Origin of the sequence: Kaistella palustris DSM 21579, from assembly GCF_000422265.1 — a bacterium.
GTDB classification, from domain to species: Bacteria; Bacteroidota; Bacteroidia; order Flavobacteriales; family Weeksellaceae; genus Kaistella; species Kaistella palustris.
This window is the reverse complement of record NZ_KE383812.1, coordinates 436,515-453,183: the sequence shown is the minus strand read 5'-3', so window position 1 is coordinate 453,183 and position 16,669 is coordinate 436,515. Positions and strand designations below refer to the sequence as shown.

19 protein-coding genes are annotated in these 16,669 nt (G+C 42.8%); 14 read left to right on the top strand and 5 right to left on the bottom strand.

What is annotated here, in order from left to right; genetic code table 11:
- Positions 1–42 precede the first annotated feature (42 nt).
- Positions 43–903, bottom strand: a complete 861-nt coding sequence (locus H562_RS0112205) for a DUF58 domain-containing protein (protein ID WP_027377762.1) — start codon at positions 901–903, stop codon at positions 43–45.
- 92 nt (positions 904–995) lie between these two features.
- Positions 996–2,000 (bottom strand): AAA family ATPase, encoded by a 1,005-nt coding sequence (locus H562_RS0112200; protein ID WP_027377761.1) that lies wholly within the window; start codon positions 1,998–2,000, stop codon positions 996–998.
- Positions 2,001–2,373: 373 nt separating this feature from the next.
- Between H562_RS0112200 and H562_RS0112195 the strand changes: the two genes are divergently transcribed.
- From H562_RS0112195 to H562_RS0112175, 5 genes are all read left to right on the top strand, one after another.
- Positions 2,374–2,844, top strand: coding sequence for a DinB family protein (locus H562_RS0112195; protein ID WP_027377760.1), 471 nt, complete (start codon positions 2,374–2,376; stop codon positions 2,842–2,844).
- Positions 2,845–2,899: 55 nt separating this feature from the next.
- Positions 2,900–3,643, top strand: a complete 744-nt coding sequence (gene rlmB / locus H562_RS0112190; RefSeq protein ID WP_027377759.1) for a 23S rRNA (guanosine(2251)-2'-O)-methyltransferase RlmB — start codon at positions 2,900–2,902, stop codon at positions 3,641–3,643.
- Between the two features lie 138 nt (positions 3,644–3,781).
- Entirely contained in the window at positions 3,782–4,231 is a 450-nt protein-coding gene (locus H562_RS0112185; protein ID WP_027377758.1) for a hypothetical protein, read from the top strand.
- Between the two features lie 16 nt (positions 4,232–4,247).
- On the top strand, positions 4,248–4,757 hold the full coding sequence (locus H562_RS0112180) for a nitroreductase family protein (protein ID WP_027377757.1): 510 nt from the start codon (positions 4,248–4,250) through the stop codon (positions 4,755–4,757).
- Between the two features lie 55 nt (positions 4,758–4,812).
- Positions 4,813–5,106 carry a TM2 domain-containing protein gene (locus H562_RS0112175; RefSeq protein ID WP_027377756.1) on the top strand — a complete coding sequence of 98 codons (294 nt, stop codon included), beginning with the start codon at positions 4,813–4,815 and terminating at the stop codon, positions 5,104–5,106.
- A gap of 20 nt (positions 5,107–5,126) precedes the next feature.
- Here the strand turns inward: H562_RS0112175 and hemB are convergent, their stop codons facing one another.
- On the bottom strand, positions 5,127–6,119 hold the full coding sequence (gene hemB / locus H562_RS0112170) for a porphobilinogen synthase (RefSeq protein WP_027377755.1): 993 nt from the start codon (positions 6,117–6,119) through the stop codon (positions 5,127–5,129).
- Between the two features lie 124 nt (positions 6,120–6,243).
- Here hemB and H562_RS0112165 point away from each other — a divergent pair, with 124 nt between their 5' ends.
- The 7 genes from H562_RS0112165 (at position 6,244) to H562_RS0112135 (ending at position 13,927) form a co-directional block, all read left to right on the top strand.
- Positions 6,244–6,603: a T9SS type A sorting domain-containing protein gene (locus tag H562_RS0112165; protein ID WP_027377754.1), complete on the top strand. Its 360-nt coding sequence runs from the start codon at positions 6,244–6,246 to the stop codon at positions 6,601–6,603.
- A gap of 87 nt (positions 6,604–6,690) precedes the next feature.
- Complete coding sequence (locus H562_RS0112160; RefSeq protein WP_027377753.1) at positions 6,691–7,953, top strand: NAD(P)/FAD-dependent oxidoreductase; 1,263 nt, start codon at positions 6,691–6,693, stop codon at positions 7,951–7,953.
- Complete coding sequence (trmD, locus tag H562_RS0112155) at positions 7,950–8,624, top strand: tRNA (guanosine(37)-N1)-methyltransferase TrmD (RefSeq protein WP_027377752.1); 675 nt, start codon at positions 7,950–7,952, stop codon at positions 8,622–8,624. The genes H562_RS0112160 and trmD overlap by 4 nt, the downstream gene beginning before the upstream one ends.
- 61 nt (positions 8,625–8,685) lie before the next feature.
- Positions 8,686–9,654 (top strand): endonuclease/exonuclease/phosphatase family protein, encoded by a 969-nt coding sequence (locus H562_RS0112150; protein WP_027377751.1) that lies wholly within the window; start codon positions 8,686–8,688, stop codon positions 9,652–9,654.
- A gap of 10 nt (positions 9,655–9,664) precedes the next feature.
- On the top strand, positions 9,665–10,135 hold the full coding sequence (locus tag H562_RS0112145) for an Lrp/AsnC ligand binding domain-containing protein (protein WP_027377750.1): 471 nt from the start codon (positions 9,665–9,667) through the stop codon (positions 10,133–10,135).
- Between the two features lie 141 nt (positions 10,136–10,276).
- Positions 10,277–11,275, top strand: coding sequence for a deoxyribose-phosphate aldolase (gene deoC, locus H562_RS0112140; RefSeq protein WP_027377749.1), 999 nt, complete (start codon positions 10,277–10,279; stop codon positions 11,273–11,275).
- A 258-nt stretch (positions 11,276–11,533) separates the two neighbouring features.
- Entirely contained in the window at positions 11,534–13,927 is a 2,394-nt protein-coding gene (locus H562_RS0112135) for an aldehyde dehydrogenase family protein (RefSeq protein ID WP_027377748.1), read from the top strand.
- Positions 13,928–13,992: 65 nt separating this feature from the next.
- Here H562_RS0112135 and H562_RS15095 read toward each other — a convergent pair whose 3' ends face one another.
- Positions 13,993–14,289, bottom strand: coding sequence for a hypothetical protein (locus H562_RS15095; RefSeq protein WP_027377747.1), 297 nt, complete (start codon positions 14,287–14,289; stop codon positions 13,993–13,995).
- Between the two features lie 226 nt (positions 14,290–14,515).
- Between H562_RS15095 and H562_RS0112125 the strand changes: the two genes are divergently transcribed.
- Entirely contained in the window at positions 14,516–15,148 is a 633-nt protein-coding gene (locus H562_RS0112125; protein WP_034691123.1) for a hypothetical protein, read from the top strand.
- A 125-nt stretch (positions 15,149–15,273) separates the two neighbouring features.
- Positions 15,274–16,137 carry a glycoside hydrolase family 25 protein gene (locus H562_RS0112120; RefSeq protein ID WP_027377745.1) on the top strand — a complete coding sequence of 288 codons (864 nt, stop codon included), beginning with the start codon at positions 15,274–15,276 and terminating at the stop codon, positions 16,135–16,137.
- Between the two features lie 65 nt (positions 16,138–16,202).
- Here the strand turns inward: H562_RS0112120 and H562_RS0112115 are convergent, their stop codons facing one another.
- Positions 16,203–16,643, bottom strand: a complete 441-nt coding sequence (locus H562_RS0112115) for a ferritin-like domain-containing protein (RefSeq protein WP_027377744.1) — start codon at positions 16,641–16,643, stop codon at positions 16,203–16,205.
- Positions 16,644–16,669: the final 26 nt, after the last annotated feature.

The following is a 16,669-nucleotide window of genomic DNA, read 5'->3' as shown; positions in this document are numbered from 1 at the left end:
AAGGAGGGAAAATCGGCGGATATTTCAATATCCCTTCCAGTCTTATTTTTTAAAATACCGGTAAAGTACTTTAGAATAATCTTCGCCGGTATTTATATTAATGAGTGTTCCGGCGGAACTGGCGAAGTCTTCCTCAAGGTTTTTCACTTTCTGTTTCTGTTTTTCGGCAAACTCATAGCGCCATCTTGCATTGGAGGTATTTACATAAATCTGTTTCCCGGTTTCAGCATCCTGAAAAAGAGCATAACCGATATCAGGAATCTCATTGTCTTTTTCATCGTAAATCCGCATGCCGAGGATCTGATGTTTCTGCGAGGCTACGCGCAGGATTTTCAGGTCATAAGAATCCTCAAAATCTGAGAATAAAAATATGAAGGATCTTTTTTTGAAAATACCCATCATGTACTGCAAAGCCGCATCAAATTTAGAAGGTGCAGGAACATATTCTGCCGACAGAATTGTGCTGATAATAGCCAGAATATGTTTGCGCCCTTTTTGCGGCGGAATGACTTTGTACACTTTGTCAGCAAACAAAATGAGGCCAACCTTATCGTTATTGCCGGCGGCGGAAAAACCCAGACTTGCGGCGATCTCGGCCACGAACTCGCGTTTGAGCTGTGTTTTGGTGCCATAATCCATTGAAGCAGAAATGTCTACCAGCAGCATGATGATGAGTTCGCGCTCTTCTTCCATCACCTTTACAAAAGGTTCGCGGAAACGCGCTGTTTTATTCCAGTCGATGCGGCGGATCTCGTCACCAAACTGGTAGGGGCGCACTTCGGAAAAAGTCATTCCCTGACCTTTGAAGGCACTGTGATACTGACCCATCAAAGTAGCTTCCGACTTCCTTTTTGTGCGGATTTCGATCTGCTTTACTTTTTTAATGATGTCTTTTATCTGCACTGAAATTATTTTGGATTTTGATTTCTGGATTTTAAATGATCGATCTGAATTGATTTAAAATTTAAAATTTAGAATTTACGATTTAGAATTTTTTAAGGAGCTTGAACTTTCGCTAAAATTTTATCAACAATTTGATCAGCAGTTATTTCTTCGGCCTCCGCCTCGAAACTTAATCCGATCCTGTGTCGCAGCACGTCTTTGGCAATTTCTTTTACATCTTCCGGTATTACAAAAGCGCGGTTTTTCAGAAATGCCATTGCCCGGGCAGCGATCGCAAGATTGATTGACGCCCGGGGTGATGCTCCAAAACTGATCAGATTTTTTAATTCCGGCAGGCCGTATTTCTCGGGAAAACGCGTAGCAAAAACCATATCCAGGATATATTTCTCAATCTTCTCGTCGAGGTAGATCTTGTTTACAAGTTCCTTGGCTTCTACAACATTCTGCAGGGAAATGACCGGCCGTATTTCCGGCATATGCGATGTGGCAATCATCTGCATGATTTTTCTTTCGTCTTCAAAATCAGGATAAGTGATGTTGCATTTCAGCATAAAACGGTCGCTTTGCGCTTCGGGTAAAAGGTAGGTTCCTTCCTGATCGATCGGATTCTGTGTAGCCAGGACCAGAAAAGGTTTGGGCAGCGCCATAGTTTCATCGCCAATAGTTACCTGTTTTTCCTGCATTGCTTCGAGCAGCGCCGACTGTACCTTGGAAGGAGCACGGTTGATCTCATCAGCAAGTACAAAATTGGCAAATACGGGACCGCGTTTTATGGAAAAATCATTTTCCTTGATGCTGTAGATCATGGTTCCAACTACGTCGGCAGGCAAAAGGTCGGGTGTAAACTGAATTCGCGAATATTCACCTTCCACAGCGTCGGCCAGGGTTTTGATCGCCAGGGTTTTGGCAAGACCGGGAACACCTTCCAACAAAACATGGCCGTTGCCCAGCAAACCGATAAGTAAGCGGTCTACCATATATTCCTGGCCAATGATTGCTTTGTTGATTTCCTGTTTCAGTAGTGTGAAAAAGTAATTCTGTTCCCGTACTTTTTCGGTGAGTTGTCTGATATCTTCCGCCTGATGTAATTCTGACATTATTAATAAAGAGTTTAAGGTGTAAAGTTCCAATAAATACGCTGACCAGTCAACACAATTAATGCCAAGGATGCGTTAAAGTTTGTTAAAAGGATTTTGCCTAAAAGCTATCAGAAGTAGGTTGAGCATCAAAGTGGGTGTGTTTAGCTGGACGAAATCTTTGTTTTCTTACTTTTCAGGTAAGCTGTTTTAAAGCCCTTTGTATTCTCTTTTATTAAAGGTGTTCAGTCCAAATTAACTTTAGAAAAGAAAAAGCCGGAGCACAGAAACATTGTGATTGTTGCTGAATAACCGCGCAGCGGGTTAATTGAGTTCTACATTATTGTCTTTTTCAGTTAATTAACCTAATTTTGACCCATTAAAACCAGTATAAATGAATTATCATTTTCAGGCACACCGCCAGGTTCGCAGAAATTTGCTCGAAATTTTACAGGATACTTCGGCGCAGGATCTTATGCTGATCCCCGACGGTTTCAATAACAATATTTACTGGAATATTGCGCACACCGTGGCCACACAGCAACTGCTCCATTATTACCTCAGCGGAAATCCTTTCCGGATTGATAAGTACTGGATCGAAACTTATAAAAAAGGAACTTTGCCAAACCTGAATGTACAGCAGTCTGAAGTCGATGATCTCGCTTTCCTGCTTACAGAAACATCAAAGATCCTCATGAAGGATTACGATGCTGATTTTTTTTCAGACTATACGCCGTATACTACGAGTTTCGGACTGGATCTGAAAAACATTCAGGACGCCATTATTTTCAACAACATGCACGAGTCCCAACACCTGGGTTATGCGATGGCTCAAAAGCGGGCATTGATAGGAGAGGAATTTTAAGTCCTTCCGAATTTTAATATGATGAAAGTTTCATCAAAAAAATTACAAGAATTAAATGAAAGACGATTTTATATTTGGTTTACGTCCCGTTATGGAGGCGCTGGAAGCAGGAAAAACCATCGACAAGATATTTTTGCAGAATGCGCTGCAGGGCGAGATTTATCATGAACTGAAGAACCTGTTGGCCAAGCATAAGATCCGCGCGAATTATGTTCCGGTAGAGAAGCTTAACCGCTTCACGCGTAAAAACCACCAGGGCGTTGTCGCTTTTATTTCCGATGTTCCTTTCGAAAGCATCGAAGATGTTCTGCCCCAACTTTTTGAAGAAGGAAAAACGCCTTTTCTTTTAATTCTGGACAGGTTAACAGATGTAAGAAATTTTGGCGCGATATGCAGGACCGCAGAATGTGTAGGCGTGCACGCCGTGATTTTGCCGGAAAAGGGAGCCGCACCCATTAATTCTGACGCGATAAAAACATCTGCCGGCGCAATTTACAATCTGAAGATCTGCAAAGAAAAAAATCTTGCGCATACGGTGGATTTCCTTCAGCAGTCGGGGCTTCAGATCTTTGCCGCCTCCGAAAAGGCGCAAAAACTTATTTATGATGTTGATTTTACACAACCCTGCGCTTTGGTGATGGGTAATGAAGAAACGGGAATCTCGAAAGAAGTTTTGCATCACTCCGACGAAAAGATCAAACTGCCGATAGAGGGCAAAACACAATCGCTTAATGTGTCTGTGGCCTGTGGTGCAATACTTTATGAAGCTTTGCGACAAAAACTGCACGGCGTTTCTTAAATCGATATTAAATACTTCTGCAATTATTCTAAACTTTTATTTTTTGTGATTTTCCTTTTCCGAAAATGCCAGACCTGATTTTTTCAACTTCTGCTTTTTGAAAAAGAATTTTATATATTTATTTAAAAATTAAAGTTAATGCAGAACAAAACCATTCTGAAAGCAGATGTCCGAAACCACGTGAGAGATATTATCGCGGGGAAGATCGACAAGCTTAAGAAATTTATGGAGTTCACATCGGAAGCCAGTCGGGAGGTTAAGAAAACGCCCAAATACGATTCTATACGCGAGGAAATGCAGGAGGAAATTTACCGCATGCAGAAACAGCTTGCCTTTTTAAACAGCTTGCGGCAAAAACTCACCAAAGTCTTAAATACGCCCACCGATCATGTGCAGGTCGGTTCCGTGGTCTTTACCAATAAAGCTCGCTTTTACATTTCTGTGTCCCTGGGAGAATTTTTCTACGAGGGCGACCGCTTTTACGCCATCTCCGAAGAAAGTCCTATGGCCAAAACCATGTTTGGCAAACGACCGGGTGATTCCTTTATTCTTAATAATATCAGCCAGACAATCGAAAGCATCATGTAATCTTTTAAAAATGAAAATGGAAAAGGCCGAAGTCTTAAAAGAAATTATAGAAACACGCAAAAGTACCTTCCCAAAAAATTATGCCGGTGGTGAAATTGAAGATAGGGTTTTAGAGGAAATTTTAAATTCGGCGCAGTTTGCGCCACAACATAAGCGCACAAACCCATCGCTGTTCCGTGTTTTTCGCGGCGCAGAAAAAGATCTGCTGGGCCGGCATCTCGCGGATATCTACAAAGAAACAGTCTTACCCCAAAATTTTCTTCAAAAAAAATACCTGGATATTCCCGAAAAAATCGGCAAATCCGCGGCGATCATCACTATTTCGGTAAATTTCAGCGGTTTAGTTCCCGAATGGGAGGAGATCGCCTCTACAGCGATGGCCGTTCAAAACATGTATCTCACCTGCAATGCCAATCAAATTGGCTGCTACTGGAGTTCGCCTGGTTTGATTCAATATCTGAACCCTTTTTTAGGTCTCGGTGAAAACCAAAAATGCCTGGGCCTCTTCTATCTGGGAAATATTTGATGTAACAATCTGTGAGTGTGTTCGACTGATCCTGAAACTATTAACAAAAAATATTATGGAAACTTACGGATACAACAGCCCAAACACAGGTCCAAATCCTGTTTCAAACAATACATACAAATCCGAAAAAAAGCTTGCAGCTGGCTTATTGGGAATTCTGCTCGGAGCCTTTGGTGCAAACAAGTTTTTCCTGGGGTATATAACTGAAGGAATTATTCAGATCGTACTGAATATTGTCACTTGCGGCATCGCAACTGTAGTACCACTGATCGAAGGCATCATTTACCTCACCATGAGCGACGAACAGTTTGACCGGACCTATGTGCAGAACAAAAAATCCTGGTTTTAAATGTCCTGTAAGTCGGTCTGTTAACCGTTGAGCAGTATTGCCGCTTCTTTTGCGGCGTAGGTAAAGATCATGTCTGCGCCCGCGCGCTTGATGCAGGTTAGGCTTTCGATTATCGCTTTGTCATTATCGAGCCAGCCGTTTTGGGCAGCTGCCTTCAACATGGCGTACTCTCCGCTTACGTTATAGACAGCAATTGGAAGGTCGATGGCTTCGCGAACTTTTGATACAATATCCAGATAGGGCATTCCCGGTTTGATCATGATGATATCGGCGCCTTCGGCTATGTCTTTCATCACTTCATCCATGGCTTCGCGGGAATTGTGAAAATCCATCTGATATGTTTTTTTATCCTTCGGAATTTCTACATTATCAACGGGTGCCGAATCGAGCGCATTGCGGAAAGGACCGTAAAATGAACTTGCATATTTTGCCGCGTAGCTCAGAATTCCAACATCAGTAAATCCACCTTCTTCCAGGCCGGTTCGTATGGCGGCAACCCTGCCATCCATCATATCACTTGGTGCGATGATATCTGCGCCGGCTTCGGCGTGCGACACCGACATTTTTACCAGCGCGTCATTAGTGGCATCGTTATCAATTTTTCCGTTACTGATGATTCCGTCATGGCCATAAATCGAGTAGGGATCAAGGGCTACATCAGGCATGACCACCATTCCCGGAACCGCGTCTTTAATGGCTTTGATGGTGTTTTGCATGAGACCGTTTCTGTTCCAGGATTCTGTACCAAGGTTATCCTTTAAATTTTCCGAGACTTTCATGTAGAGATTGACACCTTTTACGCCTAATGAAAAGAGTTCTTTACATTCTTTCACCGTGAGATCCATAGTCCGGCGCAGGATGCCGGGCATACTGGAAATAGCTATTTCGGTCTGCGTTCCCTCCATAACGAAAAGTGGCATGACCAGATCGCTGGTAGTTAAAACGGTTTCCTGCACCAAGGCTCTGAGAGCGGGAGTCGTACGTAATCTGCGGTTTCTGGAATATATGATCATTGTTTTGGAATAGTATTTGAATTAGGTTCTGCAAATTTAAATATACTTTATTAAAAAAGCTATTGTATATTTCTATCTAATTCTTACATTTGTAGGGATAATTATAAAATCAAATCTTTATAAGGTGAAAAAATTATTATTTTCTTTAATATTTATCGGCAGTTTAACAGTTTTCTCGGAAAAAGTTTCCGCACAAACTGTCAGTCGGGATCAGATTTCTGCTACACAGAAGTCCGATGACGGTGTGATTATAGCCTATCCTAATCCTGCCAAGGATTTTATAATTGTAAAATCCAAAGACAACGGTTTAAAAATAAAATCAGTTACCTTTTATTCCATCCTCGGAATGCAGGTTGCGGAATACGCTGTGAATATGAATTCAGGTGAAATCCGTCTGGATAAACTCCGACCCGGCAAATACCTCATGCGCTACACGCTAAGTGACAACACGCAGAAAGTGACGCAAATCGTAAAACAACAATAACTAAAATCCCCGAGCAATCAGGGATTTTTGCTTTTATGGCTTTACGCTGAATAATAAAAGTCTAAAATATTCTGTAATTTTGTTATTATGGAAACCAGGGAAAAAATTATAGTGATCGGTGGAGGCTTTGCAGGCTTGCAATTTGCAAAAAAACTCAACGGTAAAAGAAAAAAAGTGATCGTCATCGATAAGGTGAATCACCATATGTTTCAGCCTTTATTCTATCAGGTAGCCTGCGGCAGGATTGAGCCGAGCAATATATCTTTCCCATTCCGCAAAATCTTCCAGCGCTCTCACAACATTCAGTACCGAATGTGCGAAGTGGAAAAAATAGTTCCCGAAGAAAATAAAATCATTACCTGCGATGCTGAATTTACCTACGATAAACTGGTGATCGCAACCGGCTGCCGCACCAATTTTTTTGGTAATGAACAGATGGAGCATCTTGCTTTTGGCATGAAAAATACGCAGGAAGCAATTGCAATACGGAATCACGTGCTGCTGACTTTCGAAAAACTGATCATCGAACGCCGCCGTAGCGACGACGGTAACTGGAATATTGTGATCGTGGGTAGTGGCCCCACCGGTGTAGAGCTGGCGGGCGCTTTTGCCGAGATGAAAAAATATATTCTGCCGCGCGACTATCCAAACATGAATTTTGACGATCTCAAGATAATCCTGATCAGCTCTACCGACAAGCCGCTGAGTAATATGAGCGAGCAGTCACAGGAAATGTCGGAGAAATACTTGAAGGAATTTGGCGTAGAATACCTAAAAGATGAATTTGTAACAGGCTATGATGGTGACCGCGTGGTAATGAAAAGCGGAAAGGAAATTCCCTCCAACAATGTGATCTGGGCCGCCGGCGTAACCGGAAATATTATAAGCGGCATCAAGCCCGAATATATCATCAGAAACAGATATGTAACCGACCGATATAACCGTGTAAAAGGTTATGAAAATATATTTGCCATCGGCGACATTGCCCACATGGAAACACCAAAATATCCCGACGCGCATCCACAGGTGGCTAATGTAGCAATCAATCAGGGAAAAAATCTGGCTTCTAACCTGTTGAAAAAATCTCCCGCAGACTGGAAAGAATACGAATATATAGACCGCGGAAGTCTGGCGACCATTGGGAAACACCGCGCGGTAGTCGATTTGCCCAACTTTAAATTTCAGGGAGTAATAGCCTGGTATTTTTGGATGTTTCTTCACTTGATGCTGATACTTTCTGTCCGAAATAAAATTGCAATTTTCTTCAACTGGATGTGGAGTTACATTAATAAAGATTCCTCACTGCGCCTCATCATTATTCCGAACAATAAGAATAATACCGAGCAATGAGAATAGACATAATTAGTGTACTGCCGGAACTTATGGCGAGCCCGTTCCAGACATCTATTTTAAAAAGAGCCGTAGACAAAGGCGTTGCCGAAGTTCATTTTCATCAGCTCAGAGACTTTGGTCTCGGGAAACACCGTCAGGTCGATGATGAACCGTATGGTGGCGGTGCGGGTATGGTCATGATGGTCGAGCCTATAGACAAGTGCATTTCGGAGTTAAAAACCCAGCGGACCTACGATGAAGTAATTTACTTAACACCCGACGGACAGACACTGAATCAAAAGATCGCGAATACACTTTCACTAAAGAAAAATCTGATCTTCCTGTGTGGTCATTATAAAGGAATTGACCAGCGGCTCCGCGAACTGCATATTACCAAAGAAATATCCATTGGCGATTATGTGTTGACAGGTGGTGAACTGGCGGCTTGCGTCCTGGCAGATGCGGTAATCAGGCTATTACCAGGCGTTTTAAATGATGAGCAGAGCGCACTTACAGACAGTTTTCAGGATGATTTACTTTCGCCGCCGATCTATACGAGACCTGCGACTTACCGGGGTTTAAGTGTTCCTGAAATTTTACTCAGCGGCAATTCAAAGAAAATTGAAGACTGGCTTCATGAGCAAGCCGTAAAAATTACTGCAGAAAAGAGACCTGATATGCTGCAATAGTATGGTTTATCAGGGATTATTTTCCTAATTTTACCGTTGCTAAAAAGGAAAGTCTCAATTGATGCCATACTCAGATTCCAAGGAACTTATTTCCTTTTATAATGTAGAGAATTTATTCTCACCGGATCCTCCGCCGGTACATAGATTGGATCCCACCAACTCGGGATTACGGAACTGGGATCAAAAAAGATACGACAATAAGCTTTTCAAGATTGCGCATGTTTTTGGCTTAATACAGGAAAAACACGGCGTACTTCCCATGCTCATCGGCCTTTCCGAGATACAGGGCCAGAAACCCCTTGATGAACTGGCGGCGATGGCGCCTTTCGATTCAAATTATGGTGTTGTACACTACGATTCGCTCGACGAGCGTGGTATTGATGTGGCCCTGCTGTATGATAAAGCCAAACTTCAGCTCCTTTCTTCGGAGCCACTTACTTACTTCTTCGAAATAGCCGACAATAATCCGGCAAACTACGATACCACCAGAGATATCCTGCACTGCAGATTGCAGTATGAAGGCAGGATTCTGAATGTATTCGTGCTTCATCTGCCTTCAAAAAGAGAAGATGATGTGAACCTGCCGAAACGGCAATATATGCTCCGGGAATTGCGTAAAACTGTTTTACAGCTTACTTCCGGTCAAAATGAAGCCGTAGTGATATGCGGTGATTTTAACGAAAACCCTGATGAAAATTATATAAAAGATTTGCGTTACGATGATGAAAAAAATGAATTTTTAAAAAACCCTTTCTACGATCTTTTCGAAAGCAGGAATTTCTCCACCTTCCATCGGGAAGATGGCTTGCTTTTTGACCAGGTGGTGCTGTCCAATAACTTCTTTAATTCAGATTTTCCGCTGCAGTACAGAGCTGCAGAAGTTTTTAACCCACCGCAGCTCGCGAGTTGGGACCGGAAATTTGAGGGCCGTCCGTTCCGTACATATGCCGGCACAAGATATTTAGGTGGATACAGTGACCATTTTCCGATTGTCGTGGAGTGGGAAAAATTAATCAGTAATTACGAATAAAATAAAATAAATGAAAAGCGCGAAAAATTCAGGTTATTATTTAGATCCTATCGATAAAGATATTATTTATATGCTAATGGATAATGCAAAGACCTCGTTGGCGCATATCTCCAAAAACGTGGGAATTTCCACTACCGCCGTACACCAGCGGATCAAAAAGCTGGAGCAGGCGGGAGTCATTGAAAATTCTATCTCTTTTTTAAATCCGCGGAAGATTGGCTACAATGTAGTTTCGTATATCGGCGTTTTTCTGGAGCAGCCCAGCCATTATCCCGAAGCAGTAAAGGCATTGCGCGATGTAAATGAAGTTGTAGAAGCACATTACACCACGGGAAACTATACTATTTTTTTGAAGGTGCTTTGCCGCGATAATGATCATCTGATGCAGATCCTGAACAAACTTCAGCATTTGAAAGGTGTTACCAGAACCGAAACTTTCATTTCCCTGGAGCAGAGCATTAACCGACAGCTAAAAGTATAACTGCCCGCCAGGCCGGTTTGCCTTATTCTGCCACATTGTAGGTTCTGCATTTGTGCAGGACAACAATTTATAAAATTTTACTCCATTCAATCAGAAATGGTTAAATTTACACTGTTAACAAATGACAGTAAATTCCGTATTATGAATAAAATATTAGAGGACAATCATTCCGTAACTGCTTCACACACAGAAGAAGTCCGAAATGAAGGTTTGCCCTATAACACACGGTATTTCGACGCGATCAACATTAACCGGAGTGCAGTGGAACGTAGGGTCGCCACACTTCCCGGCCGCCGAAGCGTGAAGAAAGAATTTCAGGCAGCCTGGCTTTTAAAGGCGGTTTCTATGATCGACCTAACCACTCTCGCAGGCGATGATACGCGCGGCAATGTGCTGCGGCTGTGCGAAAAAGCGAAAAATCCTGTGCGTGCTGATATTCTCCGTGCCTTGGGTATGCAGGACGCGCACCTTACAACAGGTGCCGTTTGCGTGTATCACAACCTGATTCCATTTGCCAAAGAAGCTTTGCGTGGAACTCACATTCCTATTGCCGCCGTTTCCACAGGATTTCCGGCCGGTAAGATTTCTCTTGAGGATAAAATTACCGAAATTAAAAAATCTGTTGCAGCAGGCGCTTCTGAGATCGATATTGTCATCTCACGCGACCTCGTTCTCGAATCCAAGTGGAAAGAACTTTATGACGAAATAAAATTATGCCGTGCAGCTTGCGGAAACGCACACATGAAAACCATTCTTGCGACCGGCGAAATTCCAACTTATACCAAAGTAGCAAAAGCCTCGTGGGTAGCCATGATGGCCGGTTCCGACTTTATAAAAACCTCCACGGGAAAAGAATCTGTAAATGCGACCTTGGCGGTAAGTCTCGTCATGATCCGCTGCATTCGGGAATATTACGAACTTACCGGCGTGAAAGTGGGCTACAAACCGGCGGGCGGAATTCAGAAAGCCAAGCAGGCGCTGGATTACCTGATGCTCATCAAAGAAGAATTGGGCAACGACTGGTTAACTCCAGACCTGTTCAGATTTGGCGCCAGTTCCCTGCTGGGCGATATAGAAAGACAGTTGGAGCATTACGTCACCGGCCGCTACAGTGCAGGTTTCAGACATCCGATGGCGTGATCCGGCAGACATTTGTAAAAATTTGGGCGCCTTTTTCCGTCTTCCACTCCCGCTTTTTTGTTCCACTGCGTTGCACAAAAAGAGCTCCGTTCAAGCCGGGGCGCAGTCGGGAAAGTTAAACAGAAAAGGGATAATTAAACAGCATATAAGGTTTTCAGAAAACTAAATATTCTGTTTCCCGAAAAATTGAAAATAACAGAATTGTGACATTTGTGTCTCTAAGCTTGCTCAAATCATCACATCAACACCTTCATTAAAATGGAAATCAAAGAAATATACGACACCATGGTTTACGGTCCCGCTCCCGAAAGTGCAGCTCCTGCTGTAGAGTTCCTGGAAAATCACAACCGAAATTTTGAACTCTTCATCGGTGGCGAATCGGTAAAACCAGCCTCGAAAAAATATATGGATTCCACCAATCCATCCAACAAAGAATTTCTCGCAAAGATTGCAGCCGCAGACGAAATGGATGTGGACCGCGCTGTAAAAGCAGCCAAAAGGGCGCTGCCGGAATGGGTGGCGATCGGCGGTTTCGAGCGGTCAAAATATCTGTATGCCATCGCGCGCCAGATCCAGAAACATTCGCGTCTTTTCGCAGTTCTGGAAACTCTGGACAACGGCAAACCCATTCGTGAAACGCGCGATATCGATATTCCCATCGCGGCGAGACATTTCTATCACCACGCAGGTTGGGCAAAACTCATGGATACAGAATTTCGTGATTACGAGGCAGTGGGTGTCATCGGTCAGATCATTCCCTGGAATTTCCCGCTCATGATGTTAGCCTGGAAAGTGGCTCCAGCTCTGGCAATGGGAAATACCATTGTGTTAAAACCTGCGGAATACACTTCTTTAACATCGTTGCTATTTGCCGAGATTTGCGAAAAGATTGGCCTGCCGAAAGGCGTGGTTAATATCGTCACCGGTTTGGGAACTGTCGCTGGCGATGCACTTGTAAATCATCCGGATATCCAGAAAGTTGCCTTTACAGGTTCTACGAAAGTCGGCAAGATCCTGCGGACGAACATCGCCGGAACCGGAAAGAAAATTTCTCTCGAACTCGGCGGGAAATCACCTTTCATCGTTTTTGAAGATGCCGATCTGGATTCAGCAGTCGAAGGAATCGTGGATGCCATTTGGTTTAACCAGGGGCAGGTTTGCTGTGCAGGCTCCAGACTTCTGGTGCAGGAATCGGTTGCTGAGAAATTTTATAAAAAACTCCGTGTAAGAATGGATACCCTTCGCATCGGCGATCCTATGGATAAAACGGTAGATGTGGGTTCTATTGTCGATAAAGTTCAGCTCAAAACAATTACCGATATGGTGAACGTGGGCATCAGCGAAGGCTGCAATATCTACCAACCGAAACACGCTGTGCCGGAAAATGGCTGGTTCTATCCGCCGACTTTATTCACCGATGTTCCTACCAGTGCAGTAATCGCACAGGAAGAGATCTTCGGACCCGTTTTGGTCGCAATGACTTTCAGGTCACACGGCGAAGCTTTGGCGCTGGCGAATAATACAAGATATGGACTTGCTGCCAGCGTCTGGACAGAGAATATAAATCTGGCTCTGGATATTGCACCCAAAATTAAGGCAGGAAGCGTTTGGATCAACTGTACAAATCAGTTCGATGCCGCTGCCGGCTTTGGTGGTTACCGCGAGTCGGGGTTTGGCCGCGAAGGCGGGAAAGAAGGTTTATATGAATACATCAAACCAAAAGTAGAAGCTGAATTTACAGCAGAACCCATCAACCAAAAAACTGAAAAACCAAAAAGTTCCGCTAAAACCGCAAACAGCCTTGCAGATATCGACCGCACGACCAAAATGTATATCGGTGGCAAGCAGGCCCGACCCGATGGCGGTTACAGCATGGAAATTAAAAATGCCTTCGGAACCTATATCGGCGAAGTTTCAGAAGGAAACAGAAAAGACATCAGAAATGCGGTTGAGGCGGCTCATGCCGAAAAGTCCTGGAGTGGAATGACCGGTCATGCCCGCGCGCAGGTCCTTTATTATATCGCCGAAAACCTCGCCGTCCGTGGTGAAGAATTTGCCGAAAGAATTGTAGAGATGACCAATCAATCGTTGGAGTCCGCAAAGGATGAGGTTGAAAAATCCATTGAAAGAATTTATACCTACGCTGCTTACGCCGATAAATACGATGGTGCCGCACATTCTACCGTGCAGCGGATGGTGACTTTGGCCATGCCGGAAGCAGTTGGTGTGATGGCGCTTATCTGCCCCGAAGAAAATCCGCTTCTGGGATTTATTTCGACGGTAATCCCGGCAATCGCCATGGGAAACAGGGTAGTGGTGGTCCCTTCGCAAAAACATCCGCTGTCGGCAACTGATTTTTACCAGATTCTGGAAACTTCAGATGTTCCCGCGGGAACGGTAAATATTGTAACAGGTCCAAAAGAAGAACTTTCTGCGGAACTCGCCAAACATTATAATGTTGAAGGTATTTGGTATTTCGGTACCAAAGAAGGCAGCCGGAATGTGGAACTGCTGTCCACGGATTCTATGAAACGCTCCTGGGTGAATTTCGGGAAGTACAGGAACTGGCTCGATGTGCGCCAGGGCGAAGGTCCGGAATTTCTGCGCCACGCGACTGAAATTAAAAATATCTGGATTCCTTACGGAGCTTAAGATTTAAACATCAAAGAACAACCACGCGGTCCGCGTGGTTTTCTTTTTATTAATCTTTCTGGACATTATTTCGTTTCCTTTCTCACATAATCTTTGGTGTCTTCGTACCCTTCTTTTACGGCTTTCCCTCCTTTTTTCGCGGTTTTTTCCGTCCACTTCGCACCTTTTTTAATGCCTTTTTCAGTGGCTTTCGCGCCTTTTTTTATGGTTTCACCCGTCCATTCTGCGCCCTGTTTCACACTTGTGCCCACTGCTTTTGCATCTTTTTTCACTTCCTGTTTTAAAGTCGGTTTTGTTTCCTGTGCAGAAACTGTAACCGCAAATATGGTGAGCGCTCCTAAGGTTAATAATTTCGTTTTCATTGCTGATAAATATTTTTGTTGAATTTACAATCAATTTCACATTTTAAGCCAACTTCAGCCGCGAAATAATTTTAACTCTAAATTAACGCTTTTGGCCAGGATATAAAATTCCGGTAAATATGTTTTGGTTTATAACAAAAATTATGTCTAACATTTTTGCGATTTTTTTTAAAAATAACTTGCGTCATTTCCAAATTAAATTATTTTTGTAAAAAAATTATAAATTATGAAAAAAATTTTATTTATTGCTGTCTTATTGATGGTTGGCGTTTCTATTAATGGCCAGAAGCAGATTTTTGAAGCTCCCGAATTACAGACAAAAATTAAAGAACAAAAAACGGTTGCAATCGTACCGTTTTTAGTTACAATAACTTACAAAAAAATTCCTAAAAATTTTAACAAGGAGGAAAATGATGCACAGGAACAAAAAATGTCCAAAAATATACAAAGCAGTATGTATACCTTTTTATTAAGGAAAAAAGATAAATATAGTGTACAGTTTCAAGACGTTGACAAGACAAATATATTGTTAAAGAAGGCAGGAATAGATAAAAAACTTGACGAAACGACTGCAGATGAAATTGCGAAAATTCTTGGGGTGGATGCAGTGATTGGAGGAAAGTACGAAATTGAGCAGACTAAATCTGAAGCTGGGGCAATTGCATCAGCAGTACTGTTAGGCGGCTTTGGTGGCAAAACTGGTACAGGAACTCTGACACTAAGCGTTAATGATGGACAAAGTGGTGATTTGCTGTGGAGATTTTTCAAGACCTTAGATGATAATATCATGACGTCAACCGATGACGTAGTGGAACATATGATGAGAAAAGTTTCGCGTAATTTCCCTTATGGTAATTAAGCAATTTAATAAACAACAAATTCTTTCTCTATGAAAGAATTTTTTTTGAACTAAAGCCTGACAAAGGGAGATATCAGCTTTCAAATTATAGGCATTTTGTAGCAAAAAATCTATTTTTGCAAACCATGGCCAAGCGAAAAATTAAACGGAAAACCGCGCGTAAAATTCATAAAAAACGCCGCAGACATTTTCTGCTGCGCAGGGAAATTCTTCTACTGTTTCTCACTCTTGCATTATTAGGGACCGGCTTTTATTTAAAGCAGAAGATCGGCTTTTATTACGCCATGTACTTCAACAGGTTTACCCACAAAAAACTTTCAAATACCGAAGCCGAAGAAGACCGAATCAATGGGATCATTGCAGATTATGCCGATAAGACTTTCGGTATGGATGTTTCGCATTATCAGAGAAAAGAAGATATTGAATGGGACAGTTTAACCATTGCCAATCGCTCGATTCCCATAAAATTTGTCGTTTTACGTGCTACTATGGGAAACCGCTCAGCCGACAAACACTTTGCGGAGTTTTGGAAACTCTCCAAAAAAAACAGCCTTATTCGCGGAGCCTACCATTTTTACCGTGCCGATGAAGATCCGGTGATGCAGGCTAATAATTTCCTCGCCAACGTAAAGCTGGAATCCGGAGATCTGCCACCGATTCTGGATATCGAAAAGATTCCGCGGCGCAAATCCACAAGAAAACTGCTGGATGATTTAAAGATCTGGTGCCGCATTGTGGAGGAAACTTACGGCAAAAAGCCAATCATATACACGTATTATCACTACTACAAAGATTTCCTGCGTGGCGAATTCGAAGGTTATCCGATCTGGCTTGCGAACTATAATAATGTACCGCAACCCTCGCCGGATGATGACTGGGATATCTGGCAGTTTACGGAGAACGGAATTGTATACGGCATCAATACCAAGGTCGACCTTAATGTCTATAACGGAAGTTTATGGTCTTTAAAAAGAATGACGCTGGACTGAATCGCTTGTAAAACACAACAAAAATGGTTTCCAAAACTGAAAACCACTGAATGATAAGTTCTTCTTTAAGCAAAATCTTCCATCGTTCTTAGTGAAAGGAGCGCTCTGTCTACGGAAGCTTTCTGCTTACGAACCGTTTCAGCAACATCGGACGGAATGCCGGTTTCATTTAGAACTTCGCCGTATTCCTCAGAAAATGTTTCTTCGCCGCGAATGCATTCTTCATAAATGTTTTTATCGCCACTTGAGAACGCATCGCGGATTGCAATCCACGTTCTGTGTATGTCACCGGCCACGCTCGTGCCTTTGTCCGGTTCGCCACCGTATTTTGCAATTAAACCTTTTATTTCGTGGCCAAAATCATAACGGTTTTTTGCCTGCGCTGTGAAATAGGAGCGCAATGCCTGATGTTCAACTTTTTCTGCGGCTTCCTTATAGCCTTTTTCAGCGTCGTAATTTTTGGTGAGCAAATCGTTGAGCAGATCAACTACTTTTTCGTTTTCCATTTTATGTACTTTTTGTGGTTACTTGC